Source organism: Actinophytocola sp. (genome assembly GCF_009379765.1).
Classification (GTDB): Bacteria; Actinomycetota; Actinomycetes; order Mycobacteriales; family Pseudonocardiaceae; genus Actinophytocola.
In genome coordinates, this window is record NZ_WHTD01000152.1 from 1 (window position 1) to 20,570 (window position 20,570).

Consider the following 20,570-nt stretch of genomic DNA (forward strand, 5'->3'; position numbering starts at 1 on the left):
CGCTGACCGGGCGTGAGCGCTGACCGGGCGTGAGCGCTGACAGGGCGGTGACGTTTGGGACTGCCCGACGGGGAACTCGACTGACGGCCACTCGGCTAAAGCCACACAGTCAGCCGACCAAAGGAGCCCCGCGTTGATCATTCTCGGAGCTGTGTTACTCGTCATCGGTTTCATCGCCGGAATCTCGATCTTGTGGACGATCGGCATCGTGCTGGTCGTCGTGGGCGCCGTTCTCGCGATCCTGGGCGGCACCGGCCGTCGGGTCGGCGGCCGGGCGCACTGGTTCTGAGCCACCCGGGGGACACGCACCCCCGAAGTTCGTCCGTCTGCTGCCGTCGTGTCGGGTTACCGGTACGAAACTTGCCGGTAACCCTTGACGGCGTTTTCACACCGGCTTAATTTGTCCGGCTAACGGACAAATTAATGGCGGTGCCCTGTGAACGCCTCACCACCAACGCGGCGCACGGCCGGCCGGCAGCCTGCCGACCAGCTGACCATGCGCCGCAACAACCTCGCACTGGTGCTGCGCCACCTGCGCGAGGCCGGTCCGCGTTCGCGGGCCCGGATCTCGGTGGAGACCGGCCTGAACAGGGGCACCGTGTCCAGCCTGATCGCCGAGCTGATCGAGCGCGGGCTGGTCCGCGAGGGCAACGTGCAGCGCGGCGGCTCGGTCGGGCGGCCTGGCCAGATCGTCGAGCTGGACGGGCGCGGCATCGGCGGCATCGGCGTCGAGATCAACGTCGACTACGTGACCGCGCTCGTGCTCGACCTCACCAACACCGTCGTCTTCGACCAGCGGGTCGCCCTCGACGTGCAGGCGCTGCCCACCGACGCCGTCCTCGACGCCGTCACCGACCTCGCCGTGCGCGCGCTCGCCGAGTGCGCCCGGATCGGGATGACGCCGGTCGGGATGACCCTCGCCGTCCCCGCCCTGGTCGACATCGACTCCGGCGTCGTGGCCTTCGCGCCGAACCTGCACTGGACCCAGGTCGCCGTCGTGGAAGGGCTCACCTCCCGGCTGACCGAGCGGCTCGGCCGGCCCGTGTTCGGAGTCCAGGTCGACAACGACGCCAACCTCGCCGCGCTCGGCGAGTACGCGATGGGTGGCATGGCCGGCACCCCTGACCTGGTCTACCTCACCGGCGAGACCGGCGTCGGCGGCGGCGTGATGATCGACGGCCGGCTGCTCCGCGGCGCCGAGGGGTTCTCCGGCGAGATCGGGCACATGCCACTCAACCCGAGCGGGCACATGTGCGGCTGCGGCCGGCGCGGCTGCTGGGAGACCATGGTCGGCCTGGCCGCGCTGCTGCGGATGGCCGCCGCCACCGACGACCCGGTGTGCGACCCGTCGCTGGACCTCGAGCAGCGGCTGGCGATGATCAGCCGTCGCGCCGACGAGGACGACCCGCGCACGCTGGAGGCGTTGGAGCTTGTCGGCACCGCGCTCGGCCTCGGCGCGTCGATCCTCGTCAACGTGTTCAACCCGCGCGTCCTGGTCCTCGGCGGCTACTTCGCGAGCCTCGGGCACTACCTGCTCGAGCCGATGCTGAGCGAGATGCGCGCGCGGGTCATCGCGGCGGACGCGGGGGCGTGCCGGGTGGAGCTCTCGACCCTCGGTTTCGCCGCGGCCTCCCGCGGTGGCGCCCATGTGGCGCTGGAAGCGGTACTCGATGACCCGACCCTTGTTGCTGTGCGACATAGGGCCTGAACAGGCCGTGGTGCGGGGCGTGGCCGCGCCCCGCACCACGGCAGGTGCACCACACGGGAGAAAGGAGGAACCGTCCGCGGACGATCCGCACCTGTCGGGGAAGCAACGCCAGTCACACCCCCACCCGGGTTTCCGGGCACCTCTTGGGAGGTTAATCGATGTCCCTGACGAGCAGGGCGGCCGCGGCGTTCTCGCCACGGTTACGTCGTTTGGCTCGACTCTGTAGACCGTTGGTGGTGGCGGCGACGGTAGCCGCGGTCGCCGCCAGCATGGCCTCGGCGACCCCCGCCGTCGCCGCGGCGGCGGCACCCGCCGCCGACGCGCCGTTCAAGGCACTCGTCTTCTCGAAGACGACCGGCTTCCGGCACGACTCGATCCCGGACGGCATCGCCGCGATCCAGCAACTCGGGCAGGACCACGACTTCGCGGTCGACGCGACCGAGGACAGCACGCTGTTCACCGACGACAACCTCGCGCAGTACAACGTGGTGATCTTCCTCTCCACCACCGGCGACCCGCTCGGCGCCCAGTCCGAGAAGGACGCCTTCCAGCGCTACATCGAGCACGGCGGCGGGTTCGTCGGCGTGCACGCGGCCGCGGACTCCAGCTACGACTGGGAGTGGTACGGCGGGCTCGTCGGCGCCTACTTCAAGCAGCACCCGGCGATCCAGCAGGCCACCGTCAAGGTCGAGGACCCGGCGCACCCGTCCACCGCGGGCCTGCCGACCACCTGGGACCGCACCGACGAGTGGTACGACTACCAGACCGACCCGCGCGGCACGGTGCACGTGCTGACCTCGCTGGACGAGTCGTCCTACACCGGCGGCACGATGGGCTTCGACCATCCGAACACCTGGTGCCAGGACTACGACGGCGGCCGGTCCTGGTACACCGGCCTCGGGCACACCAAGGAGAGCTTCGTCGAGCCGGAGTTCCTGCAGCTCCTGCTCGGCGGCATCCAGACCGCGGCCGGCGTGGTCCCCGCGGACTGCTCCGCCTCCCAGGACGCCAGCTTCGACAAGGTCACCCTCGACGACAACACGTCCAACCCGATGATGCTCGACATCGCCGAGGACGGGCGGGTGTTCTACATCGACCGGCTCGGTGACGTGAAGGTCGTCCAGCCCGCGGGCGGCACCGCGACCGCGGCGCACCTGGACGTGTTCACCGCCAACGAGAGCGGCCTGCTCGGCATGGCGCTCGACCCCGATTTCGCCACCAACAACTGGATCTACCTCTACTACTCGCCCACCGGAACCGAGAACGTCGACCGGCTGTCCCGGTTCACCGTGAACCCCGACAGCACCCTCGACCTCGCCAGCGAGAAGGCCGTGCTGTCCGTTCCGGTCCAGCGGACGCAGTGCTGCCACCACGGCGGCGGCATGGTCTTCGACGAGGAGACCGGCGACCTGTGGCTCGCCAACGGTGACAACACAAACCCGTTCGACTCCGACGGCTACGCCCCGATCGACGAGCGCGCCGGCCGGTCGGACTGGGACGCGCAGAAGTCCGCGGCCAACACCAACGACCTGCGCGGCAAGGTGCTGCGGATCCACCCGGAGACCGACGGCACGTACACGATCCCCGACGGGAACCTGTTCGCGCCGGGCACGGCGCAGACCCGGCCGGAGATCTACGCGATGGGCTTCCGCAACCCGTTCCGGATCGGCATCGACCCGTCGACGCACAAGCTGATGGTCGCCAACTACGGTCCGGACGCCCAGTCGGCGAGCGCGACCCGCGGGCCGGAGAACACGGTCGAGTGGGACATCATGAACCAGCCGGGCTTCTACGGCTGGCCCTACTGCATCGGCCAGAACGTCCCCTACAACGACTACGACTTCGCCACCGGCACCTCGGGTGCGACGTTCGACTGCGCGCACCCGGTGAACAACTCGCCGAACAACACCGGTCTCACCGAGCTGCCGCCGGCGATCCCGGCCATGGTGGACTACCACTACGCCACCAACCCGGCGTTCCCCGAGCTCGGTGGCGGCGGCGCGCCCATGGCCGGCCCGGTCTACCGGTACGACGCGGACCTCGCCTCGGACCGGAAGTGGCCGGCGTACTGGGACGGCAAGGCGATGTTCGCCGAGTGGAACCAGAGCAAGCTGTACTCGTTCCAGCTGAACGAGGACGGCAGCCAGCTCGTGGACATCAACCAGATCTTCAAGTCGTTCACGATGCTCAAGCCGATGGACATGAAGTTCGGTCCGGACGGCGCGCTGTACATGATCGAGTGGGGCTCCGGCTTCGGCGGCGACAACGCCGACTCCGGCGTCTACCGGATCGACTACGTGCAGGGCAACCGGGCGCCGATCGCCCGGGCGCAGGCGGACAAGACGTCCGGCATCGCCCCGCTCGCCGTGCAGTTCGGCAGTGACGGCTCGCTGGACCCGGACGGCACGCCCATCACCTACGCATGGGACTTCGACGGGGACGGCACCACCGACTCCACGGAGGCGAACCCGAGCCACACCTACACCGCCAACGGCAACTTCAGCGCGACCCTCACGGTGACCGACGCCGACGGGCGGACCGGCAACGCAAGCGTCCCGATCGTGGTCGGCAACACCGCCCCGACGGTGACGCTGAACCTGCCACCGAACGGAGGGTTCTTCGACTGGGGTGACCAGGTGAAGTTCACCGTCACGGTCACCGACCCCGAGGACGGCACGATCAACTGCGACGACGTACAACTGCAGTCGATCCTCGGCCACGACACGCACGGCCACCCGCTCGACCAGTACACCGGCTGTTCGGGCACCGTGCAGACCACGCTGTCCTCCGGGCACTCCGAGGGCGACAACGTCTTCGCCGTGTTCGAGGCCAGCTACACCGACAAGGGCGGTGCCGGCGGTGCGTCGGCGCTGACCGGCCGGGCGCAGTCGATCCTGCAGCCCAAGCACAAGCAGGCCGAGTTCTTCACCGCCACCGGCCGCACGGCCGACGGCGCCGGCACCGGCGATCCCGGGGTCCAGGTGGAGACCACCTCCGACACGGCGGGCGGCTTCCGCAACATCGGGTTCATCGAGGACGGCGACTGGTGGTCCTTCGACCCGACCAACCTGTCCGATGTGGACTCGATCGGGTTCCGGGTGGCGTCCGCCGGTGGCGGCGGCACGATCGAGGTGCACTCCGGCGCCGCGGACGGCCCACTCGTGGGCAGCGTCGCGGTACCGGTGACGGGTGACTGGCAGAGCTTCACGGACGTGTCGCTTGCGCTGGACAACCCGCCGACCACGAGCGGACCGCTGTACTTCGTGGCCAGGCGGCCGGCCGGCAGCACCAACACCGGCGGCATGTTCAACGTCAACTGGGTCGACTTCAACGGCAAGGGTGTCACCGACAACCAGCGCCCCGAGGTCACCGCGACCGGCACCCCGAGCCGCGGCACCGCGCCGCTGACGGTGGACTTCACGTCCGACGCCACCGACCCCGAGGGCGACACTCCGCTGACCTACCAGTGGAACTTCGGCGTGGCCGGCGCACCCGCACCGACCACACCGGACACGTCCTACACCTACACCGCACCCGGCAACTACGAGGCCATGGTGACCGTCACCGACTCGAAGGGCGCGGCCACCACCGAGCACGTACCGATCACAGTGGACAGTCCGAGCCCGAGCTGCCTGACCGGCAGGTCCGACGACTTCCTCGGCACGTCGCTCGACGCCGGCCGGTGGACGGTCGTGCGGGAGAACCAGGACCTGACCGTCTCCGGCGGCAGCCTGCGCATCCCGACGACGAACACCGACATCTACGGGGCGGACAACTCGAACCCGACCCCGAACCTGGTCCTCCAGCCCACCCCTGACGGGGCATGGCAGGCCACGACCAAGGTGTCGCTGACCGCGCGGGACGCCTACCAGCAGGCAGGTCTGATCCTCTACAGCGACGACGACAACTACGCCAAGATGGTCCTCGAAGGTCGTGGCACGGCTGACGCCAACGCCAGGATCTTCCAGTTCATCAGGGAGGAGAACGGCGAGCCGAACGAGGTCGCCGACTCGAACACGGCCAACCTCGGCGCCGACTACCCGGACACCGTCTTCGTGCGGCTGGCGAGTGACGGCACCCGGCTGACCGCGTCGTACTCGGCGGACGGGCTGTCGTGGACCGCGATGCCGCAGACCGACAAGCTGATCGCGGGGATCGACAACCCGCGCATCGGCCTGGTCTCGCTGTCCGGCACGGGCACCCGGCCGGTCATCGAGGCGGCGTTCGACTACTTCCAGCTCGTGCCGGACGACACCGCGGGGGCCGCCTCGCCGAACGACGAGTTCGACGGGACCTCTGTGGACGGTTGCCGGTGGACCACGATCGTACGGCCGGACCCGGCCGCCGAGCGCGTCACCGGTGGCAACCTGGAGATCGACACCAGCAACGGTGACATCTACACGACGCCGAACTCCGATCCGACCAACTTCACCCTGCAGAACCCGCCCGCCGGGGACTGGACGGTGGAGACCAAGGTCGACGGGAGCGCGTTCAACGAGGCCTACCACCAGGGCGGCCTGATGGTGTACGTCGACGACGCGAACTACGTGAAGTTCGACTACATCACCGACAGTGCCACGGCCAAGCGGATCGAGCTGCGCAGCGAGATCGGCGACGTGGTGCAGGACCCGCAGCCGCAGGCAGGCAACCTCACCCAGGGTGTGTGGTGGCTGCGGCTGACCAAGCAGGGTGACACCTACCACGGGTTCTACTCCGACGACGGGACGACGTGGACCGAGGTGGCCGAGCCGGTCACCAACGCCGCGGTGTCCGGTGGGAAGGTCGGGCTGTTCGCCTTCGGGGTCAACCAGACCGCGTCGGTGACCGCCAAGTTCGACTACTTCCACGCGTCCTGGGCGCAGGCCGCCGACGAGACCGCTCCGGTCAGCACCGCCTCGCTCGACCCGGCGAACCCGGGCGCGAGTGGTTGGTACACCGGGCCGGTCACGGTCACCCTGGCCGCGGCCGACGAGGACGGCGGCAGCGGTCTTGACCACACTGAGTACACAGTGGACGGTGGGGCGTGGACGCCGTACACGGAGCCGTTCAGCGTGAGCGGCGACGGGACGCACCAGGTCCAGTACCGGTCCGCGGACACCGCGGGCAACGTCGAGGACGCCAAGGCCCTCTCGGTCAAGGTGGACGCGACGGCGCCGCTCACCACCGCGCAGTTCGCCCCGCCGAACGACGGCGGGTGGAACGACGGGGCGGTCCCGGTGACCCTGGCCGCCACGGACGAGACGTCCGGGGTGGCGAGTACCGAGTACTCATTGGACGGTGGCGGGTGGACGCCGTACACCCAGCCGGTCGACGTGTCCGGCGACGGCACCCACACGGTGGCCTACCGGTCGAAGGACGAGGCGGGCAACACCGAGACCGAGAAGGCGGCCACGATCAAGATCGACGGCACCACGCCGACGGTCCTGATCTCGGGCATCGCCGACGGGCAGGTCTACGGCGACAGCCAGGACCTGCGGATCAGCTGGCAGGCCGTGGACACCACGTCCGGGGTCAAGACGCTCCGCGGCACGTTGGACGGCAACGCGTACGGCTCCGGCACCTTGCAGGCGCTGTACTCGCTGACGCTGGGCGTGCACTCCCTGAAGGTCACCGCGGTGGACAACGCCGGCAACCGGACCGTGCAGACGGTCACGTTCGGCATCACCACGTCCACTCGCGACCTGGCGAACCTGATCGACCGCTTCCGTGCGGTCGGTTGGCTCAACCAGGCCAACGCGAACGACCTGCAGACGCAGCTCACCAAGGCCCGCAAGGCCGAGGCGAGCGGCAACGACGCCAAGGCGATCAAGCAGTTGACGAAGTTCCGGACCATGGCGACCGATACCACGAAGGTGCCGGTCGCCGAGGTCCGGGAGGTCCTCGCCAGGGACACCGACGCGGTGATCGCGCGGCTGTCCTGACCGGTTAGAAGCCGGGCGTCCCGCGGTGCCGCACCCACCGCGGGACGCCCACCCCCAGCACTCACCCCGCGAGTCCAACCCCCAGGACCCGCGAGTCCCCCGTTCCGGTATCGAAGAAGGTTTCGATGAGCCGACGCACCACGGCGCCACCCCGCCCCCGGGCCAGGGCGTTCCGCCTCGGCGCGGTCGAGACGCGGCCGTCCGGCCGGTGGCGGGTCGGCCTGGTGGTGCTGGCCTTCGTCGTGGGCGCCGTTCTGTTCGGCGGCGCCGGGTACCTCATCGGCCGGCCGAGCGACGAGGCCGAGCAGGCCGACGCCATCCGGCAGACCGACGCCGCACGGGACAAGCGGCAGGTCGCCGAGCTCACCACACTGGCCCGCGGCACCCGCGACAAGCTGGTGCCCGTGCTGTCCGGGCTCGCGGACGCCCTGCCGCCGAAGCCGGCCGCCACCGCCGCCGACGTGGCGACATGGCAGCAGACCCTCGACGCGGCGGCTGCGGCGTTCGACAACCCGCCGTCGGGTGGCACCGCCACCAACGTCGCCCGCGGCAGCCTCGCCGCGGCGGTCGACCAGCTCGACGCCGCGGTCCGCACCTACGCGCTGTCCCTCACCGGCGGCACGGAGCTGCGCGAGCTCGCGGCCCGGCAGCGGGACATCGCCGTCACGACGTGGTCGGTCGGCGGTACCCAGCTCGACCAGGTGAACGTGGACGCCGGCCACGGGCACCAGCACGTGTTCCTCCCGGCGGACCCCGACAGCGGAGCACTCACCCCCGACGACGCACCAGAAGGGAGCGGACACCGATGATCCGCAGCGCAGCGAAGGTGGCCGGCGTCCTGCTGGCCGGTCTACTGGCCGTGTTCGCCGGGGCCGGCCCGGCATGGGCCCACGGCGGCCCGATCGAGCTGGAGGTCCAGGGCGACGGCGGCCAAGGCGTCACCGCGACGGTGACCTACGCGAAGGACCACCATTTCGTGACCGAGCAGGTGGACCTGAGCTACACCGCGGTGACCGCCGACGGCAAGACCGTGGGCCCGATCCCGATGGTCGCCTCCAGCGAGGGCCAGTCGTTCTACCTCAGCAAGACGCCGCTGCCGGTGGGCAAGTGGACCGTGACGGTCACCGCGACCCACCCCTCCCCGGCGACCAAGACCGTGGCCGTCACCGCGGCCGACCTCCCCGCCGCACCGCGACCCACCCCCGCGGCCCCGGACGGCAACTCCACCACCGCGGTCCTGGTCGTCACGGCCGCGGTCATCCTCGCGGTCGCTCTGGCGACGGCCTTCGCCCTGTACCGCCGCCGCCGGACCAGCCCGGCCTGACCAGCTGGCTCACCCCTGGCTGGTGTCCTCCTCGATCGTGCCGCCCAGGGTCGTCCGCAGCTCCTCCAAGTACTCCTTGGACTTGCCGGACAGCGCCCAGCGTTCACCGGCCAGGTAGACGCCGCCGAACATCGTCGCGTAGTCCAGCCACGCGCGCTGGCCGTCGGCGGTCTGGAAGTCGAGGAGCACGAAGTTCGCGCCGTCCACCGTGCAGGACGCCTGCCGGAAGTCGGCCGCCTTGCCCTGGAGCTCGGCCGCGCAGCCGAGCTTCGCGGCCAGCTCCTCCACGGTGTAGGCCTGGGCCGGCGGAGTGCTCGAGGTGGTGGTCGGGGGAGCGGTGGCCGGCTCGGCGGCGGCGCCACAGCCGGACGCCAGTGCCGCGACCAGCAGCGCGAGCAGCAGCGTGACCAGCTTCGCAACCAGCACCAGGGTGGATCGAGGCGTCACACCTACGAATACGGACCCGGAGGGGCGGATCGTTCAGCAGACGCGCCAGCAGCGCATCTGTTCCCGTGCCGCGGCGCGAGGTCGTCTGCGGGTGTTGACGTTTCCGATGAGGCTTTACGGGCACCGATCGCATGGCTAGTCCCAATGTGACTAGTTCGCGGGAGGTCAGCTGTCCGTCGCGAGCGTCGAGCCGAGTCGGTGGCCGGGGTGGCCGCCGCGGGAGCGGGTGGTCCGGCCCGTGTGCGCGGTGGCCCCCTGCCGATGATCTCGGCTCGAGCGTAGGAGCACCGGCAACCGATTGCACACCCGGCGTGACGTCATGCGTCACCTCCACGCGCGTGCGACCATCTATGTCCCCGCTTCCCGGGACCTGGTCGGAGGACACGCGGTGCGCTTCAACGAGGACGCCGAGCTCGACACGTCGCAGGTCAGCGACCGGCGTGGCGTCGGTGGCCGGCTCGCTGTCGGTGGTGGCGGGCTCGGGATCGTCGGGCTCGTCATCTACTTCGTGATCTCCCAGCTCGGTGGCGGCGCGCCGCTGCCCGCGGGCGCCGGGTTCGGCGACGTGAGCGCCGACCAGCAGGTCGGCTCCGACGCGATCGGCGAGAAGTGCCGCACCGGCGCGGACGCCAACCGCGAGGCAGACTGCCGCGCGGTGGCCTTCATCAACTCGATCCAGGCCTACTGGACCGGCCAGTTCGAGAGCGGCGCCTACCAGGAGGCACAGACCAACTTCTTCTCCGGCGGCGTGCGGACCGGGTGCGGCAACGCCACCTCCGCCGCGGGGCCGTTCTACTGCCCGGCGGACGCGGAGGTCTACATCGACCTGGACTTCTTCCAGGAGCTCCAGCAGCGGTTCGGCGCGACCGGCGGGCCGTTCGTCGAGGCGTACGTGCTGGCGCACGAGTACGGGCATCACGTGCAGCACCTGCTGGGGACCTCCGACCAGGTACGGCCGGGGTCGGGCCCGACGTCGGACTCGGTGCGGCTGGAGCTGCAGGCGGACTGCTGAGCCGGCACGTGGGCCAACCACGCCACGACCGTCCCCACCGAGTCGGGCGAGCCGCTGATCACCGGCGTGACGCAGGACGACGTCAACGCCGCGCTGGACGCCGCGTCCCGCATCGGTGACGACTTCATCCAGCGCGAGCTGGGCGGCGGCCGGGTCGACACCACGCAGTTCAGCCACGGCTCGTCCGCGCAGCGGCAGAAGTGGTACACGACCGGGTTCCAGACCGGCGATCCCAACCGCTGCAACACCTTCGAGACCGACAACCTCGGGTAGAGCGCGTCATCCGGCGGTGGGTCCGCGGCTCACGATCGTGCCAGACTCGAGCTGTACGGCGTTGTGCGTGAACCGGGCGCGGTAGACCGACGCGCTCAGTCCGAAGTGGAGCTTGAAGCGGCGGGCGAAGTAGTTCTGGTCCGGCCAGCCGACCATGCGTGCGATGTGCGCGATCGACTGGTCGGTGTGCAGCAGCTGGGTGGCCGCGAGCTCCACGCGGTGCCGGGACAGGTAGGCCATCGGTGGCAGGCCGGTCGCGCACTTGAACAGCCGGACCAGGTAGCCGGGCGCGAGGTGCAGCCGGTCGGCCAGCTCGCGCAGCGTCCAGCGGTGCTCGGGCCGCGCCTCCATCAGCCGCATCGCGTGGACGACCGCGGGGTGGGTCGGCCCTTCTGTGGCGTCGCCGTCGCGGGCGACGGTGCGGGCGAGCGCGCTGAGGAACAGCGACAGCCGGCCGATGATGTCCCCGCGGTGCAGGGCCATCGAGGCGAACCGCAGCCCGTGCAACGCGTCCAGGTGGCCCACGCACTCCGCGAGCGTGTCGTCGTCGAGCGAGGTGGTGAGCATTCCCCTGCGCCGCAACGAGTACGGCCCGGTCCACAGTAGATAGCCGAGCAGTGGGTCCTCGCGCGTCCACGCCAGCTCGCGGTGCAGCAGCTCGGTCGAGAAGCAGCAGTTGAACACGTCCAGCCGGTGGCAGTCCTCGTAGCCGTGCCAGACTCCGGGCCGCAGCAGGATCACGTCGCCGACCCGCAGAGACTGGCGGCCGGCGAGCGAGACGTGCCTACCGTCGCCGCCGGTGACGACCGCGACCTCCATGAAGCTGTGCGTGTGCAGGTGGTGACCCGGGTCGTGCAGGTGGTGCCCGGCGTAGGCGAGGGTGCCGTCGGTGAAGTACAGCAGGTCGTTCGCGTTCCCGACCGGGAAGGCCTCCATGCCTGACAACCATAGGCCCGCCGCGGGCCCGAGGTGAACTTCGTGCTAGTACCGGTGCATCTCGGGCTATCCCCGGCACGGTCGTTGGACCCAACATCTAGGCGCGACTTGGAACGTTTCACTCAACGAGGAGTGCCATGCCCCGCGCCGCGGCCCCCACCGACGTTCGCTTCGAGCACCACGACGCGCCCGTGCTGGGCACCGGGCACCTCCGCCCACGGCTGTCCTGGCACCTGCCCGAGGCCGAGCCCGGGTTCCGGCAGCGGGCCTACGAGGTGGAGCTTACCCGCGGGGCGGGCGAGCCGCGGCGGTACACAGTGGACACAGGGGACTCGGCCGGGCAGGTGCTGGTGCCGTGGCCGGGCGCGCCGCTCGCGTCGCGTGAGCGGGTCGTGGTGCGCGTGCGGGTCCGCGACGACGAGTGGACCGGGTGGAGTGAGCCCGCGGCGGTCGAAGCCGGCCTCGACACCGGCGACTGGACCGCCCGGCTGGTGAGCCCGCGAACCCTCGGCGGCCTCGGTGCCCCGGCCCCGATCGTGCGCGGCACGGTGACCGTTCCGGGTGAGGTCGTCTCGGCCCGGCTCTACGCGACGGCGCACGGGATCTACGTCGCCGAGCTCAACGGCACCCGGGTGGGCGACCATGTCCTGGCGCCCGGCTGGACCAGCTACCCCCACCGGTTGAGGTACCAGACCTACGCCGTCACCGCGCTGGTCCGGCCCGGTGCCAACGCGCTCGAGGTGCTGCTCGGCAACGGCTGGTACCGCGGCCGGCTGGGCTTCCGCGGTGAGCGCGCCGTCTACGGCGACCGGCTCGCGCTGCTGGCCCAGCTCGAGGTGACCACGGTGGATGGAGAGACCCACGTCCTCGCCACGGACGGCACCTGGACCGCCCGGGAGAGCGGCGTGCTGGCCGACGACCTCTACGACGGGCAGCGCACGGACCTCCGGGCCCGGGCGGGGATCGAGGACGCGGTGGACGTGCTCGACACCGACCTCGACCGGCTCGTCGCGCCGGACGGGCCGCCGGTGCGGGTCACGGACGTGCTGCCCGCGCTGGAGGTGTCGGCCTCGCCGTCCGGTGCCACCATTGTCGACTTCGGACAGAACGTCGTCGGCTGGGTGCGGCTGCGGGCACGCGACGCCGGCGAGGAGGTCGTCGTGCGGCACGCGGAGGTGCTCGAGGACGGCGAGCTCGGCGTCCGCCCGTTGCGCTCGGCGCGGGCCACCGACAGCTACCTCACGGCCGGCGACGCGGTGCTGGAGCCGGGCCTGACCTTCCACGGCTTCCGCTACGCCGAGGTCACCGGCGTGCCTGACCTGCGGAAGGAGAACGTCGAGGCCGTGGTCATCGGCACCGACCTGCGGCGCGCCGGCTGGTTCGAGTGCTCCGACCCGCTGCTGAACCGGTTCCACGACAACGTGGTGTGGAGCGCGCGCGGAAACTTCGTCGACGTGCCAACGGACTGCCCGCAACGAGACGAGCGGCTGGGGTGGACCGGCGACGTCCAGGTATTCGGGGCCACCGCCGCGTTCCTGTTCGACTGCGCGGGCTTTCTCACCTCCTGGCTCGCCGACCTCGCCGCCGAGCAGGGCGAGGACGGCTCGGTCCCGTTCGTCGTGCCCGACGTGCTGCGCCGGTCGTCGCAGGCCGCGGCCGCGTGGGGGGACGCGGCCACGCTCGTCCCGTGGGTCATCCACGCACGCACCGGTGACCTGGAGCTGCTGCGGGGGCAGCTGCCCAGCATGCGGGCGTGGGTGGACCGCGCGGCGAACCTGGCGGGCAAGGACCTGGTGTGGGCCGGTGGCTTCCAGTTCGGTGACTGGCTCGACCCGGCCGCGCCGCCCGATGAGCCGTTCGCCGCGAAGGCCGACCCGGACGTGATCGCGACCGCGTACCTGGCACGGTCGGCGCAGGTCGTCGCCGAGGCGGCCGGCCTGCTCGGCGACGACTCGGTGCGCAGGCAGTACGCGGAGCTCGCCGCGCAGGTCCGGGAGGCGTTCGACCGCGAGTACGTCACCGCGGGCGGCCGGGTGCTCAGCGACGCGGCCACGGTGTACGCGCTCGCCCTGGTCTGGTCGCTGCTGCCCACCGCGGAGCAGCGTGAGCGGGCGGGGGACCGGCTCGCGGACCTGGTGCGTGGCGCGGGTTTCCGCACGGCCACCGGGTTCGTCGGCACACCGCTGATCATGGACGCGCTCACCTCGACGGGGCACCTGGACGTCGCCTACCGGCTGCTGCTGCAGACCGGCTGCCCGTCGTGGCTGTACCCGGTGACGATGGGCGCGACCACGGTATGGGAGCGCTGGGACAGCATGCTGCCCGACGGCTCCGTCAACCCCGGCCAGATGACCTCGTTCAACCACTACGCGCTCGGTGCGGTCGCCGACTGGCTACATCGGACGGTCGCCGGCCTGGCCCCGGCCCACCCCGGCTACCGCGAGCTGCTGGTCCGGCCGCGGCCCTGGCCAGGCCTGTCGGCGGCGTCGGCCCGGCACCGCACGCCCTACGGCGAGGCCGCCGTCTCCTGGCACCGCGCGGACGGCCGGCTGACGCTGCGGGTGACCGTGCCGGTGGGCGCGACCGCGACCGTGCACGTCCCGGGCCGGAGCGGGCCGGTGCTCGTCGAGCACGGCCGGCACGACTGGGACGTGCCCGACCCGTGGGCCACCGCGCCCACGCTTCCCGCCGAGCCGACCGTCCGCGATGTCCTCGACCACGAGACCACCTGGGCACGGGTCGTCGAGGTGGCCACCGCGCTCGACCTGGTCCGCGACGAGCGGGAGGCCGCCGCGCGCCTCGCCCGGTACCTCGACGCCCCCGCCGACGCGCTCGCCGACGCCCTCCCCGGGTTCGCCCCGTCCGCCGAGCTCCGGGCCCGCCTCGACTCCCTCTTCCAGCACTAGATCCACCCGGAGGTTCGATGAAACCCGTACGCACACTGGCCGTCTCGCTCCTTCTCGCGGTCGCCGCGTGCAGCCCCGGCGACCTCGGCTCCAGCGACGCCGACGGCAAGCTCACGCTGACCTTCCTCATCGACAACTCCGACGCGGGGGTCAAGCAGGCCGAGGGACTGGCGACCGCGTTCACGGCGAAGCACCCGGACATCGAGGTGGACGTCGAGGTGCGCCCGCAGGGCGGCGAGGGCGACAACATCGTGAAGACCCGTCTGTCCACAGGGGACATGACGGACGTCTTCCAGTACAACTCCGGCTCGCTGCTGCAGGCGCTCAAGCCGAAGGAGAGCCTGGTGTCCCTGACGGGCGAGGCGTTCCTCGACAACGTCCAGGACACGTTCTTCCCCACGGTCTCGGTCGGTGACGAGGTGTACGGCGTGCCGATGGGCAACGCCAGCGGCGGTGGCGTGCTGTACAACCGGAAGGTCTACGAGCAGCTCGGCCTGCAGGTCCCGAAGACGTGGGACGAGTTCATGGCGAACAACGCGAAGATCAAGGCCGCGGGCGTCGCGCCGGTGATCCAGACCTACAAGGACACCTGGACCTCGCAGCTGTTCGTGCTCGCCGACTTCCACAACGTCGCCGCGGCCGAGCCGGAGTTCGCCGACGACTACACCGCCAACAAGACCAACTACGCCGAGTCGGCCGCGGCCATCAAGGGGTTCCAGCGCCTGCAGGAGGTGCACGACGCCGGCTACCTCAACAAGGACTTCGCCGCGGAGTCCTTCGAGGACGGTCTGCGCGAGCTCGCCGCCGGCAAGGGCGCGCACTACCCGATCCTCACTTTCGTGGTCAGCACCATGGTGGCCAACGACCCCGACGCTGCCGAGGACGTCGGACTCTTCGCGCTGCCGGGCGACGACGCCGCGAAGAACGGCCTCACGATCTGGACGCCGGGCGGGGTCTACATTCCCAAGTCGACCGAGGGGGAGCGGCTGGACGCGGCGAAGCAGTTCCTCGCGTTCGTCGCGAGCCCCGAGGGCTGCGAGGCACAGACGAAGGCATACGCGCCGACCGGGCCGTACGTGGTGAAGGACTGCCCGCTACCCGACGACCTGCCGCAGGCGGTGCGGGACATGCTGCCCTACTTCGAGACGGAGGGGCAGGCCACGCCGGCGCTGGAGTTCGTGTCACCGGTCAAGGGCCCGGCACTGGAGCAGATCACCGTCGAGGTCGGGTCCGGCATCCGGTCCGCGAAGGACGGCGCAGCGCTCTACGACAGGGACGTCGAGAAGCAGGCGCAGCAGCTCGGGCTCCCCGGCTGGTAACCGCGATGGTGACGACCGCCGCCGGCCGGCCGGTGCTCCTGTCCCAGCAGGCCCCGCGCCGGGCCCGCTCGCCCTACCCGCACTGGTTCTACCTGCCGGCGGCGGTCGTCTACAGCGTGCTGTTCCTGCTGCCCACGTTCGCGTCGTTCTGGTTCAGCCTGACCCGGTGGACGCTGTTCGACCAGGAGTTCGTCGGCCTCGAGAACTTCGTGCTGTTCTTCCAGGAGCCGGCCCTGGTCAAAGGGCTGACGAACACCCTGGTCTACGCCGTTGTCACTTCGGGGCTCAAGATCGTCCTCGGTCTGCCGCTGGCGGTGCTGCTGACGTCGAACATCCTCGGCCGCGGTTTCCTGCGCTCGGTGGTGTTCTTCCCGGTCCTGGTCAGCACCATCGGGGTGGGCATCACGTTCACCATTCTCCTGCACCCGAGCCAGGGGCTGATCAACGACGCGCTCGCCACGCTGGGGATCCAGGGGCCGGGGTGGCTGACCGACCCGTCCTACGCGCTGCTGTCGGTGGCGCTGGTCGACGTGTGGAAGGGCATTGGGCTCGCGACGGTGATCTACATCGCCGGCATCGTGTCGATTCCTCGGGAGTACTTCGAGGCGGCCCGCGTCGACGGCGCCGGCGCGGTGTCGACGTTCCGGCACATCCTGCTGCCGCTGTGCATGCCGGCGACGGCCACCGTGATCATCCTGTCGCTGATCGGCGGGCTGCGGTCGTTCGACCTGATCTGGGCGATGACCCGCGGCGGCCCGGGCTTCACCTCGGACGTGATCGCGTCGGTGATCTACAAGCAGTACCAGGCGGGTTTCTACGGCCTGTCGACCGCCGGGAACGTGGTGCTGTTCCTCATGGTGACGGCGATCGTCCTGCCGCTGTCGTGGCTGCTGGGCCGGCGGGAGGTGCGGCTGTGAGGCGGTATCTGCTCAGCGCCGTCGCCGTCATGGTGTCGGTCGTGCTGTTCGTGGTGCCGTTCGCGTTCATCGTGCTGCAGGCCCTCAAGGACCGCTCCGCGGCGGCTGCGCTGGACTTCTCGTGGCCGGACCAGCTTCGGTTCGTGCAGAACTTCCTCGACGTGGTCGCCGCCCGCGACTACATGCTGATCATCGCGTTCATCAACAGCACGATCCTGACCGTGAGCAGCGTGACGATCCTCGTGATCCTGTCCGCGATGGTGGCCTTCGTCCTGCAGCGGCGCCGAACCCGCTGGACCGGCCTGGTGAGCCTGCTGGTCCTCTCCGGACTGATCATCCCGCCCGCGGTCGTGCCCACCATCTGGGTGCTCCAGGGCATTGGCCTGTTCCGCACCATGCCCGGCCTGATCATGGTCGAGGTGGCGTTCGGCCTGTCGTTCTCGGTACTGCTGTTCCGCAACTTCCTCGCCACGATCCCGCGCGAGCTCGACGAGTCCGCGGTAGTCGACGGCGCCGGCCCGCTGCGCGTGTTCTTCCAGGTGATCTTCCCGCTGCTCCGCTCGGTCGCGGTGACCGTGATCGTCGTCCAGTCGGTGGTGATCTTCAACGACTTCACCAACCCGCTGTACTTCCTGCCGGGCGAACAGAACGCGACCGTGCAACTGACCCTCTACAACTTCCAGAGCCAGTACTCGACCCAGTACAACCTGCTGTTCACGAACATCCTGCTGATCACGATCCCCCCACTCGTGATGTTCATGGTGGCGAACCGCCGCATCGTGGCCGGGCTGACCGCCGGCGCGCTGAAGTGAGCCGCGTGCCGGGCCGGCGAACGACCTCCGGTCAGTCGGGGGAGACCACCACCTGGCGGAGCAGGGTCCTGAAGGCCTCACGGTCCACAGTGGACGGATCAGCGGCCAGCCACCCACCGACATCGCGGACGAACTGGTCCGGCACCATCGGTGGGACCTCCGCCCGCGGGTCGCCGACGGTGATCCCGCCGGGCGCGCTGGGGTAGAGCAGCAGCACGCCACGCAGCTCGAGGTCCGGCAGCAGCGCGCGGTAGGCGGCGATCTGGTCCGGCAGCCGGACCGCGCCGCCGCGGAACCGGTGGCCGTTGCGCCACAGGCCGCCCGCCTCGTCGACGCGGTAGTCGCCGGGCAGCCACAGCTTCGACTCGATCAGCACCAGCCGGCGGCCGCACAGCACCGCGTGGTCGATGTCGGCGAACACCGAGCCGACCTCGGCGGCCAGCCCGTGGAAGATCCGCACGCCGGGAATGCGGGTCAGGTACCGGGAAAGCAGGTCCGCGGTCAGCCGCTCGCCCGCCTCGTCCGGTTCGGCGCCGGGCTTGCCGAACACCACCCGCGTGCCGAACTCGGCCGCGAACGCCCGGTCGGTCCTCCTGGCCGCGAGATGCCGCCGGCCGGTCCGGCCCACCGCGGCGCCCGCGCCGGCCAGCACCAGCAGCGCTCCGGCCAGCACAGGCACCGGCGGGCCGGCGAACACCAGGAGCACGACGAGAAGGACCCAGCCGCCCACCATCGCCAGCACGACCGCCTGGGTGGGCCGAACCGGAGGGAACAGCGTGACCCGGCCGCCGTCCCGAACCTGGTCCCACCACGCGATCGTGCCGGGAGCTATCGGGGGCAGCGTGGGAACGTGGTGGGACCCCGAGGCGCGCCTGGCGGGCCGCCGGCGCTCACCCGCCGGTGGCGGCGCGGGTTCCTCGGGCTCGTCGGGTTCGGCACCGTCCCGGCCGCCGCTGTCGTAGTCGTCCCGGCGCTCCGGGTCGGTCAGCGTCTCGTACGCCTCGCGCAGCAGCCGGAACGTCCCAGCGGTGCCGCCCGTGTCGGGATGCATGGCCTTGGCCAGCGTCCGGTAGGCCGACCTGATCTCGGAGGAGGAGGCGTCCCGTGGGACCCCGAGCAGTTCGTAGTAGTCGATCCCGCGCACCGCACCGCCCGTCTTCCGCCTCCCGCGCGGGAACAGGCTATGGCCTCACTCGCATGCACCCCGACCGGGTGGGTGCTACTCGCCCCTGTGCGGGTCGGTCGCGTCGCCGGTCACATCGCCCGTCACGTTGTCGACCGCGTCGGACGCGGCATCGGTGACGTCCTGCGCGGCACCGGTCGCGGTGTCGGTGACGCTTTGAGCGGTGTCGACGGCGGTGTCGGCAGCGTTGTCGGCGGTGTCGGCGGCCTCCGCACCGGGCAGTTCGACACCTGTCAGTTCGCTGACCTTCTCACTCGCGCCGGAGAAGAGCTCGGCGGCCTTGTCCTTGACGATGTCGAACAAACCCATGTCGTTGACCTCTCGGGGGTTGGTACGCAGACGGGCGCTCAACCGCCACAATCTGTCATAAACCGGACACTACGCGTGATTCATCAGAATTCGCAACTCTGTAGCGTGGCTCGCTCCGCTCGCTGGTGAGTGGGCTGTGTCATTTGGCTCGCTTCGCTCGCTGGTTGGTGGGGCTACTCACGACGGGTCGACTATGTGCTCGACGCGTGGTTCGGCGACGCGGACGTAGTCCTCGGTCGCCAGGGCGATCGAGCGGTCCAGCCGGGCGGCGTTGAAGAACAGCTCCGGCGCGGTGAGCAGGGCCGGGTCCACGACCAGCTCCAGTCGTGGGTCGTAGCTGATCGGCAGTACCGTCCCGGTCACACTGCCGGCCAGCTCCTCGGCCTTGGCGGTGGCGGCGAAACCCACATAGGTGCCGCCCACGAGCTCCTTCAGTGCGGCAAGGCTCACGCGTGCGTTGCCGGGTACCACGGCGAGCAGGTAGCGGGTCTGCTTCTTGCCGATCTTGACCATGACGACGAGGCACTTCGCGGCCAGGGCGACGTCGTGCCCGCGCAGCGCGCTGACCAGTTCGGTGCGCCCTTCCGGCGCGTGGTCGATCAGCCGGTAGCGCGCGCCGGCCGCGTCGAGGTCCGCGATGAGGCGGGTGCACGCGTCCACGGCGACATCGGTGGTCGTCGGTTCACCAGTCACTGCCCAGCAGCTCCTTCGCTTCGGCGATGCGTTCCTCGACCCGCTGGTAGAACACCCACTGCTTGATCTTCTTGCCGCGGACCAGGCCGGCGCGGCCGAGGACCTTCAGATGCGCACCGCAGGTCGGCTGGCTGACGCCGAGCTTCTCGGCGATGAACAACGAGCAGACCCCGTCCCGGACGAGGTCGCCGTCGCGCTGGGGCGGGAAGTGGCGCTCCGGGTCGCGGAGCCACTCCAGCACCAGCAGCCGCTTGTCGTTGGCAAGCGCTCTGAGCAGGTCGACGTCGAGCACTAAGGCATTATGCTAATTAGCTCATCGCCTGTCCAGTCGCCGGGTGCACCGCGAGGGCGTCGGCCACCTCGCGCGTGGTGGCCGTGCCGCCGAGGTCGGCCGTGCGGGTCGCCCGGCGCCGCGAGCGTCGACTCGATGGCGGCGAGGACGTCCGCCGCGCAACGTCTCCAAGCCGTCGGCCGGCATCATGGGCCAGGCCCTAGTGAGGCCCTAGTGTCGCGTGATCCTGTTCCTTGCGTCCGCTGTGGATCCACGTGGTTCCTAAGGCGGAGGAAAGCCGCTCGTACTGGATGTACTTGGGCTTTTCTCCAACGCCGTAACACAGCCAGGGGCCGCTGTTGGCCGCAGCGGCGTCAAGGTTTCAGGGTCACGCGACACTAGTGTCGTGAGTTCGAGGTTGTTTGATGTTTGCCGGGGATCCAGATCGTTCCTGGCGAGGCGGAGGGAATCCCTCATACCGGGTCGTATTCGGGTTTCCCGACAACGCGGCCAGGGGCGATCTGGGCCCCGGCAAACGC

The 20,570-nt window shown here is 70.4% G+C and carries 15 protein-coding genes and 1 pseudogene; 10 read left to right on the top strand and 6 right to left on the bottom strand.

The features are described 5' to 3' along the window. The first annotated feature begins 151 nt into the window (after positions 1 to 151). From GEV28_RS33350 to GEV28_RS33370, 5 genes are all read left to right on the top strand, one after another. Positions 152 to 289, top strand: coding sequence for a hypothetical protein (locus GEV28_RS33350; protein WP_291416834.1), 138 nt, complete (start codon positions 152 to 154; stop codon positions 287 to 289). A 147-nt stretch (positions 290 to 436) separates the two neighbouring features. Continuing rightward, on the top strand, positions 437 to 1,708 hold the full coding sequence (locus GEV28_RS33355; RefSeq protein ID WP_291416804.1) for an ROK family transcriptional regulator: 1,272 nt from the start codon (positions 437 to 439) through the stop codon (positions 1,706 to 1,708). A gap of 236 nt (positions 1,709 to 1,944) precedes the next feature. Then, positions 1,945 to 7,629 (top strand): ThuA domain-containing protein, encoded by a 5,685-nt coding sequence (locus tag GEV28_RS33360; protein ID WP_291416806.1) that lies wholly within the window; start codon positions 1,945 to 1,947, stop codon positions 7,627 to 7,629. Between the two features lie 125 nt (positions 7,630 to 7,754). Then, positions 7,755 to 8,438 carry a hypothetical protein gene (locus GEV28_RS33365; RefSeq protein WP_291416808.1) on the top strand — a complete coding sequence of 228 codons (684 nt, stop codon included), beginning with the start codon at positions 7,755 to 7,757 and terminating at the stop codon, positions 8,436 to 8,438. After that, the gene (locus GEV28_RS33370) at positions 8,435 to 8,953 is read left to right on the top strand and encodes a hypothetical protein (RefSeq protein ID WP_291416810.1); all 519 of its coding nucleotides are present in this window, start codon (positions 8,435 to 8,437) and stop codon (positions 8,951 to 8,953) included. The genes GEV28_RS33365 and GEV28_RS33370 overlap by 4 nt, the downstream gene beginning before the upstream one ends. Positions 8,954 to 8,962: 9 nt before the next feature. Here the strand turns inward: GEV28_RS33370 and GEV28_RS33375 are convergent, their stop codons facing one another. Next, on the bottom strand, positions 8,963 to 9,379 hold the full coding sequence (locus GEV28_RS33375) for a hypothetical protein (protein WP_291416812.1): 417 nt from the start codon (positions 9,377 to 9,379) through the stop codon (positions 8,963 to 8,965). 409 nt (positions 9,380 to 9,788) lie between these two features. On the opposite strand from GEV28_RS33375, the pseudogene GEV28_RS33380 reads away from it, so the two are divergent. Beyond that, positions 9,789 to 10,685 (top strand): annotated as a pseudogene (locus GEV28_RS33380) (neutral zinc metallopeptidase). A gap of 6 nt (positions 10,686 to 10,691) precedes the next feature. Here the strand turns inward: GEV28_RS33380 and GEV28_RS33385 are convergent. Then, a complete protein-coding gene (locus GEV28_RS33385; protein ID WP_291416814.1) occupies positions 10,692 to 11,621 on the bottom strand; it encodes an AraC family transcriptional regulator in 930 nt (309 codons plus the stop codon). Between the two features lie 137 nt (positions 11,622 to 11,758). Between GEV28_RS33385 and GEV28_RS33390 the strand changes: the two genes are divergently transcribed. Genes GEV28_RS33390 through GEV28_RS33405 form a run of 4 tightly spaced genes read left to right on the top strand, consistent with a single transcriptional unit; the run spans position 11,759 to position 17,575 of the window. Beyond that, positions 11,759 to 14,527 (top strand): alpha-L-rhamnosidase, encoded by a 2,769-nt coding sequence (locus GEV28_RS33390; protein WP_291416816.1) that lies wholly within the window; start codon positions 11,759 to 11,761, stop codon positions 14,525 to 14,527. Between the two features lie 17 nt (positions 14,528 to 14,544). Further along, positions 14,545 to 15,846 (top strand): ABC transporter substrate-binding protein, encoded by a 1,302-nt coding sequence (locus GEV28_RS33395; RefSeq protein WP_291416818.1) that lies wholly within the window; start codon positions 14,545 to 14,547, stop codon positions 15,844 to 15,846. A 5-nt stretch (positions 15,847 to 15,851) separates the two neighbouring features. Further along, a complete protein-coding gene (locus GEV28_RS33400; RefSeq protein ID WP_291416820.1) occupies positions 15,852 to 16,763 on the top strand; it encodes a carbohydrate ABC transporter permease in 912 nt (303 codons plus the stop codon). Continuing rightward, a complete protein-coding gene (locus tag GEV28_RS33405; RefSeq protein ID WP_291416822.1) occupies positions 16,760 to 17,575 on the top strand; it encodes a carbohydrate ABC transporter permease in 816 nt (271 codons plus the stop codon). Before GEV28_RS33400 ends, GEV28_RS33405 begins: the two co-directional genes overlap by 4 nt. 31 nt (positions 17,576 to 17,606) lie before the next feature. On the opposite strand, the gene GEV28_RS33410 is transcribed toward GEV28_RS33405, so the two are convergent. From GEV28_RS33410 to GEV28_RS33425, 4 genes are all read right to left on the bottom strand, one after another. Continuing rightward, on the bottom strand, positions 17,607 to 18,719 hold the full coding sequence (locus GEV28_RS33410) for a DnaJ domain-containing protein (protein ID WP_291416825.1): 1,113 nt from the start codon (positions 18,717 to 18,719) through the stop codon (positions 17,607 to 17,609). A gap of 75 nt (positions 18,720 to 18,794) precedes the next feature. Then, the gene (locus GEV28_RS33415) at positions 18,795 to 19,109 is read right to left on the bottom strand and encodes a hypothetical protein (RefSeq protein WP_291416827.1); all 315 of its coding nucleotides are present in this window, start codon (positions 19,107 to 19,109) and stop codon (positions 18,795 to 18,797) included. Positions 19,110 to 19,244: 135 nt separating this feature from the next. Further along, the gene (locus tag GEV28_RS33420) at positions 19,245 to 19,760 is read right to left on the bottom strand and encodes a YbaK/EbsC family protein (RefSeq protein WP_291416829.1); all 516 of its coding nucleotides are present in this window, start codon (positions 19,758 to 19,760) and stop codon (positions 19,245 to 19,247) included. Further along, positions 19,750 to 20,052 carry an ArsR family transcriptional regulator gene (locus tag GEV28_RS33425; protein WP_291416832.1) on the bottom strand — a complete coding sequence of 101 codons (303 nt, stop codon included), beginning with the start codon at positions 20,050 to 20,052 and terminating at the stop codon, positions 19,750 to 19,752. Before GEV28_RS33425 ends, GEV28_RS33420 begins: the two co-directional genes overlap by 11 nt. Between the last annotated feature and the right edge of the window lie 518 nt (positions 20,053 to 20,570).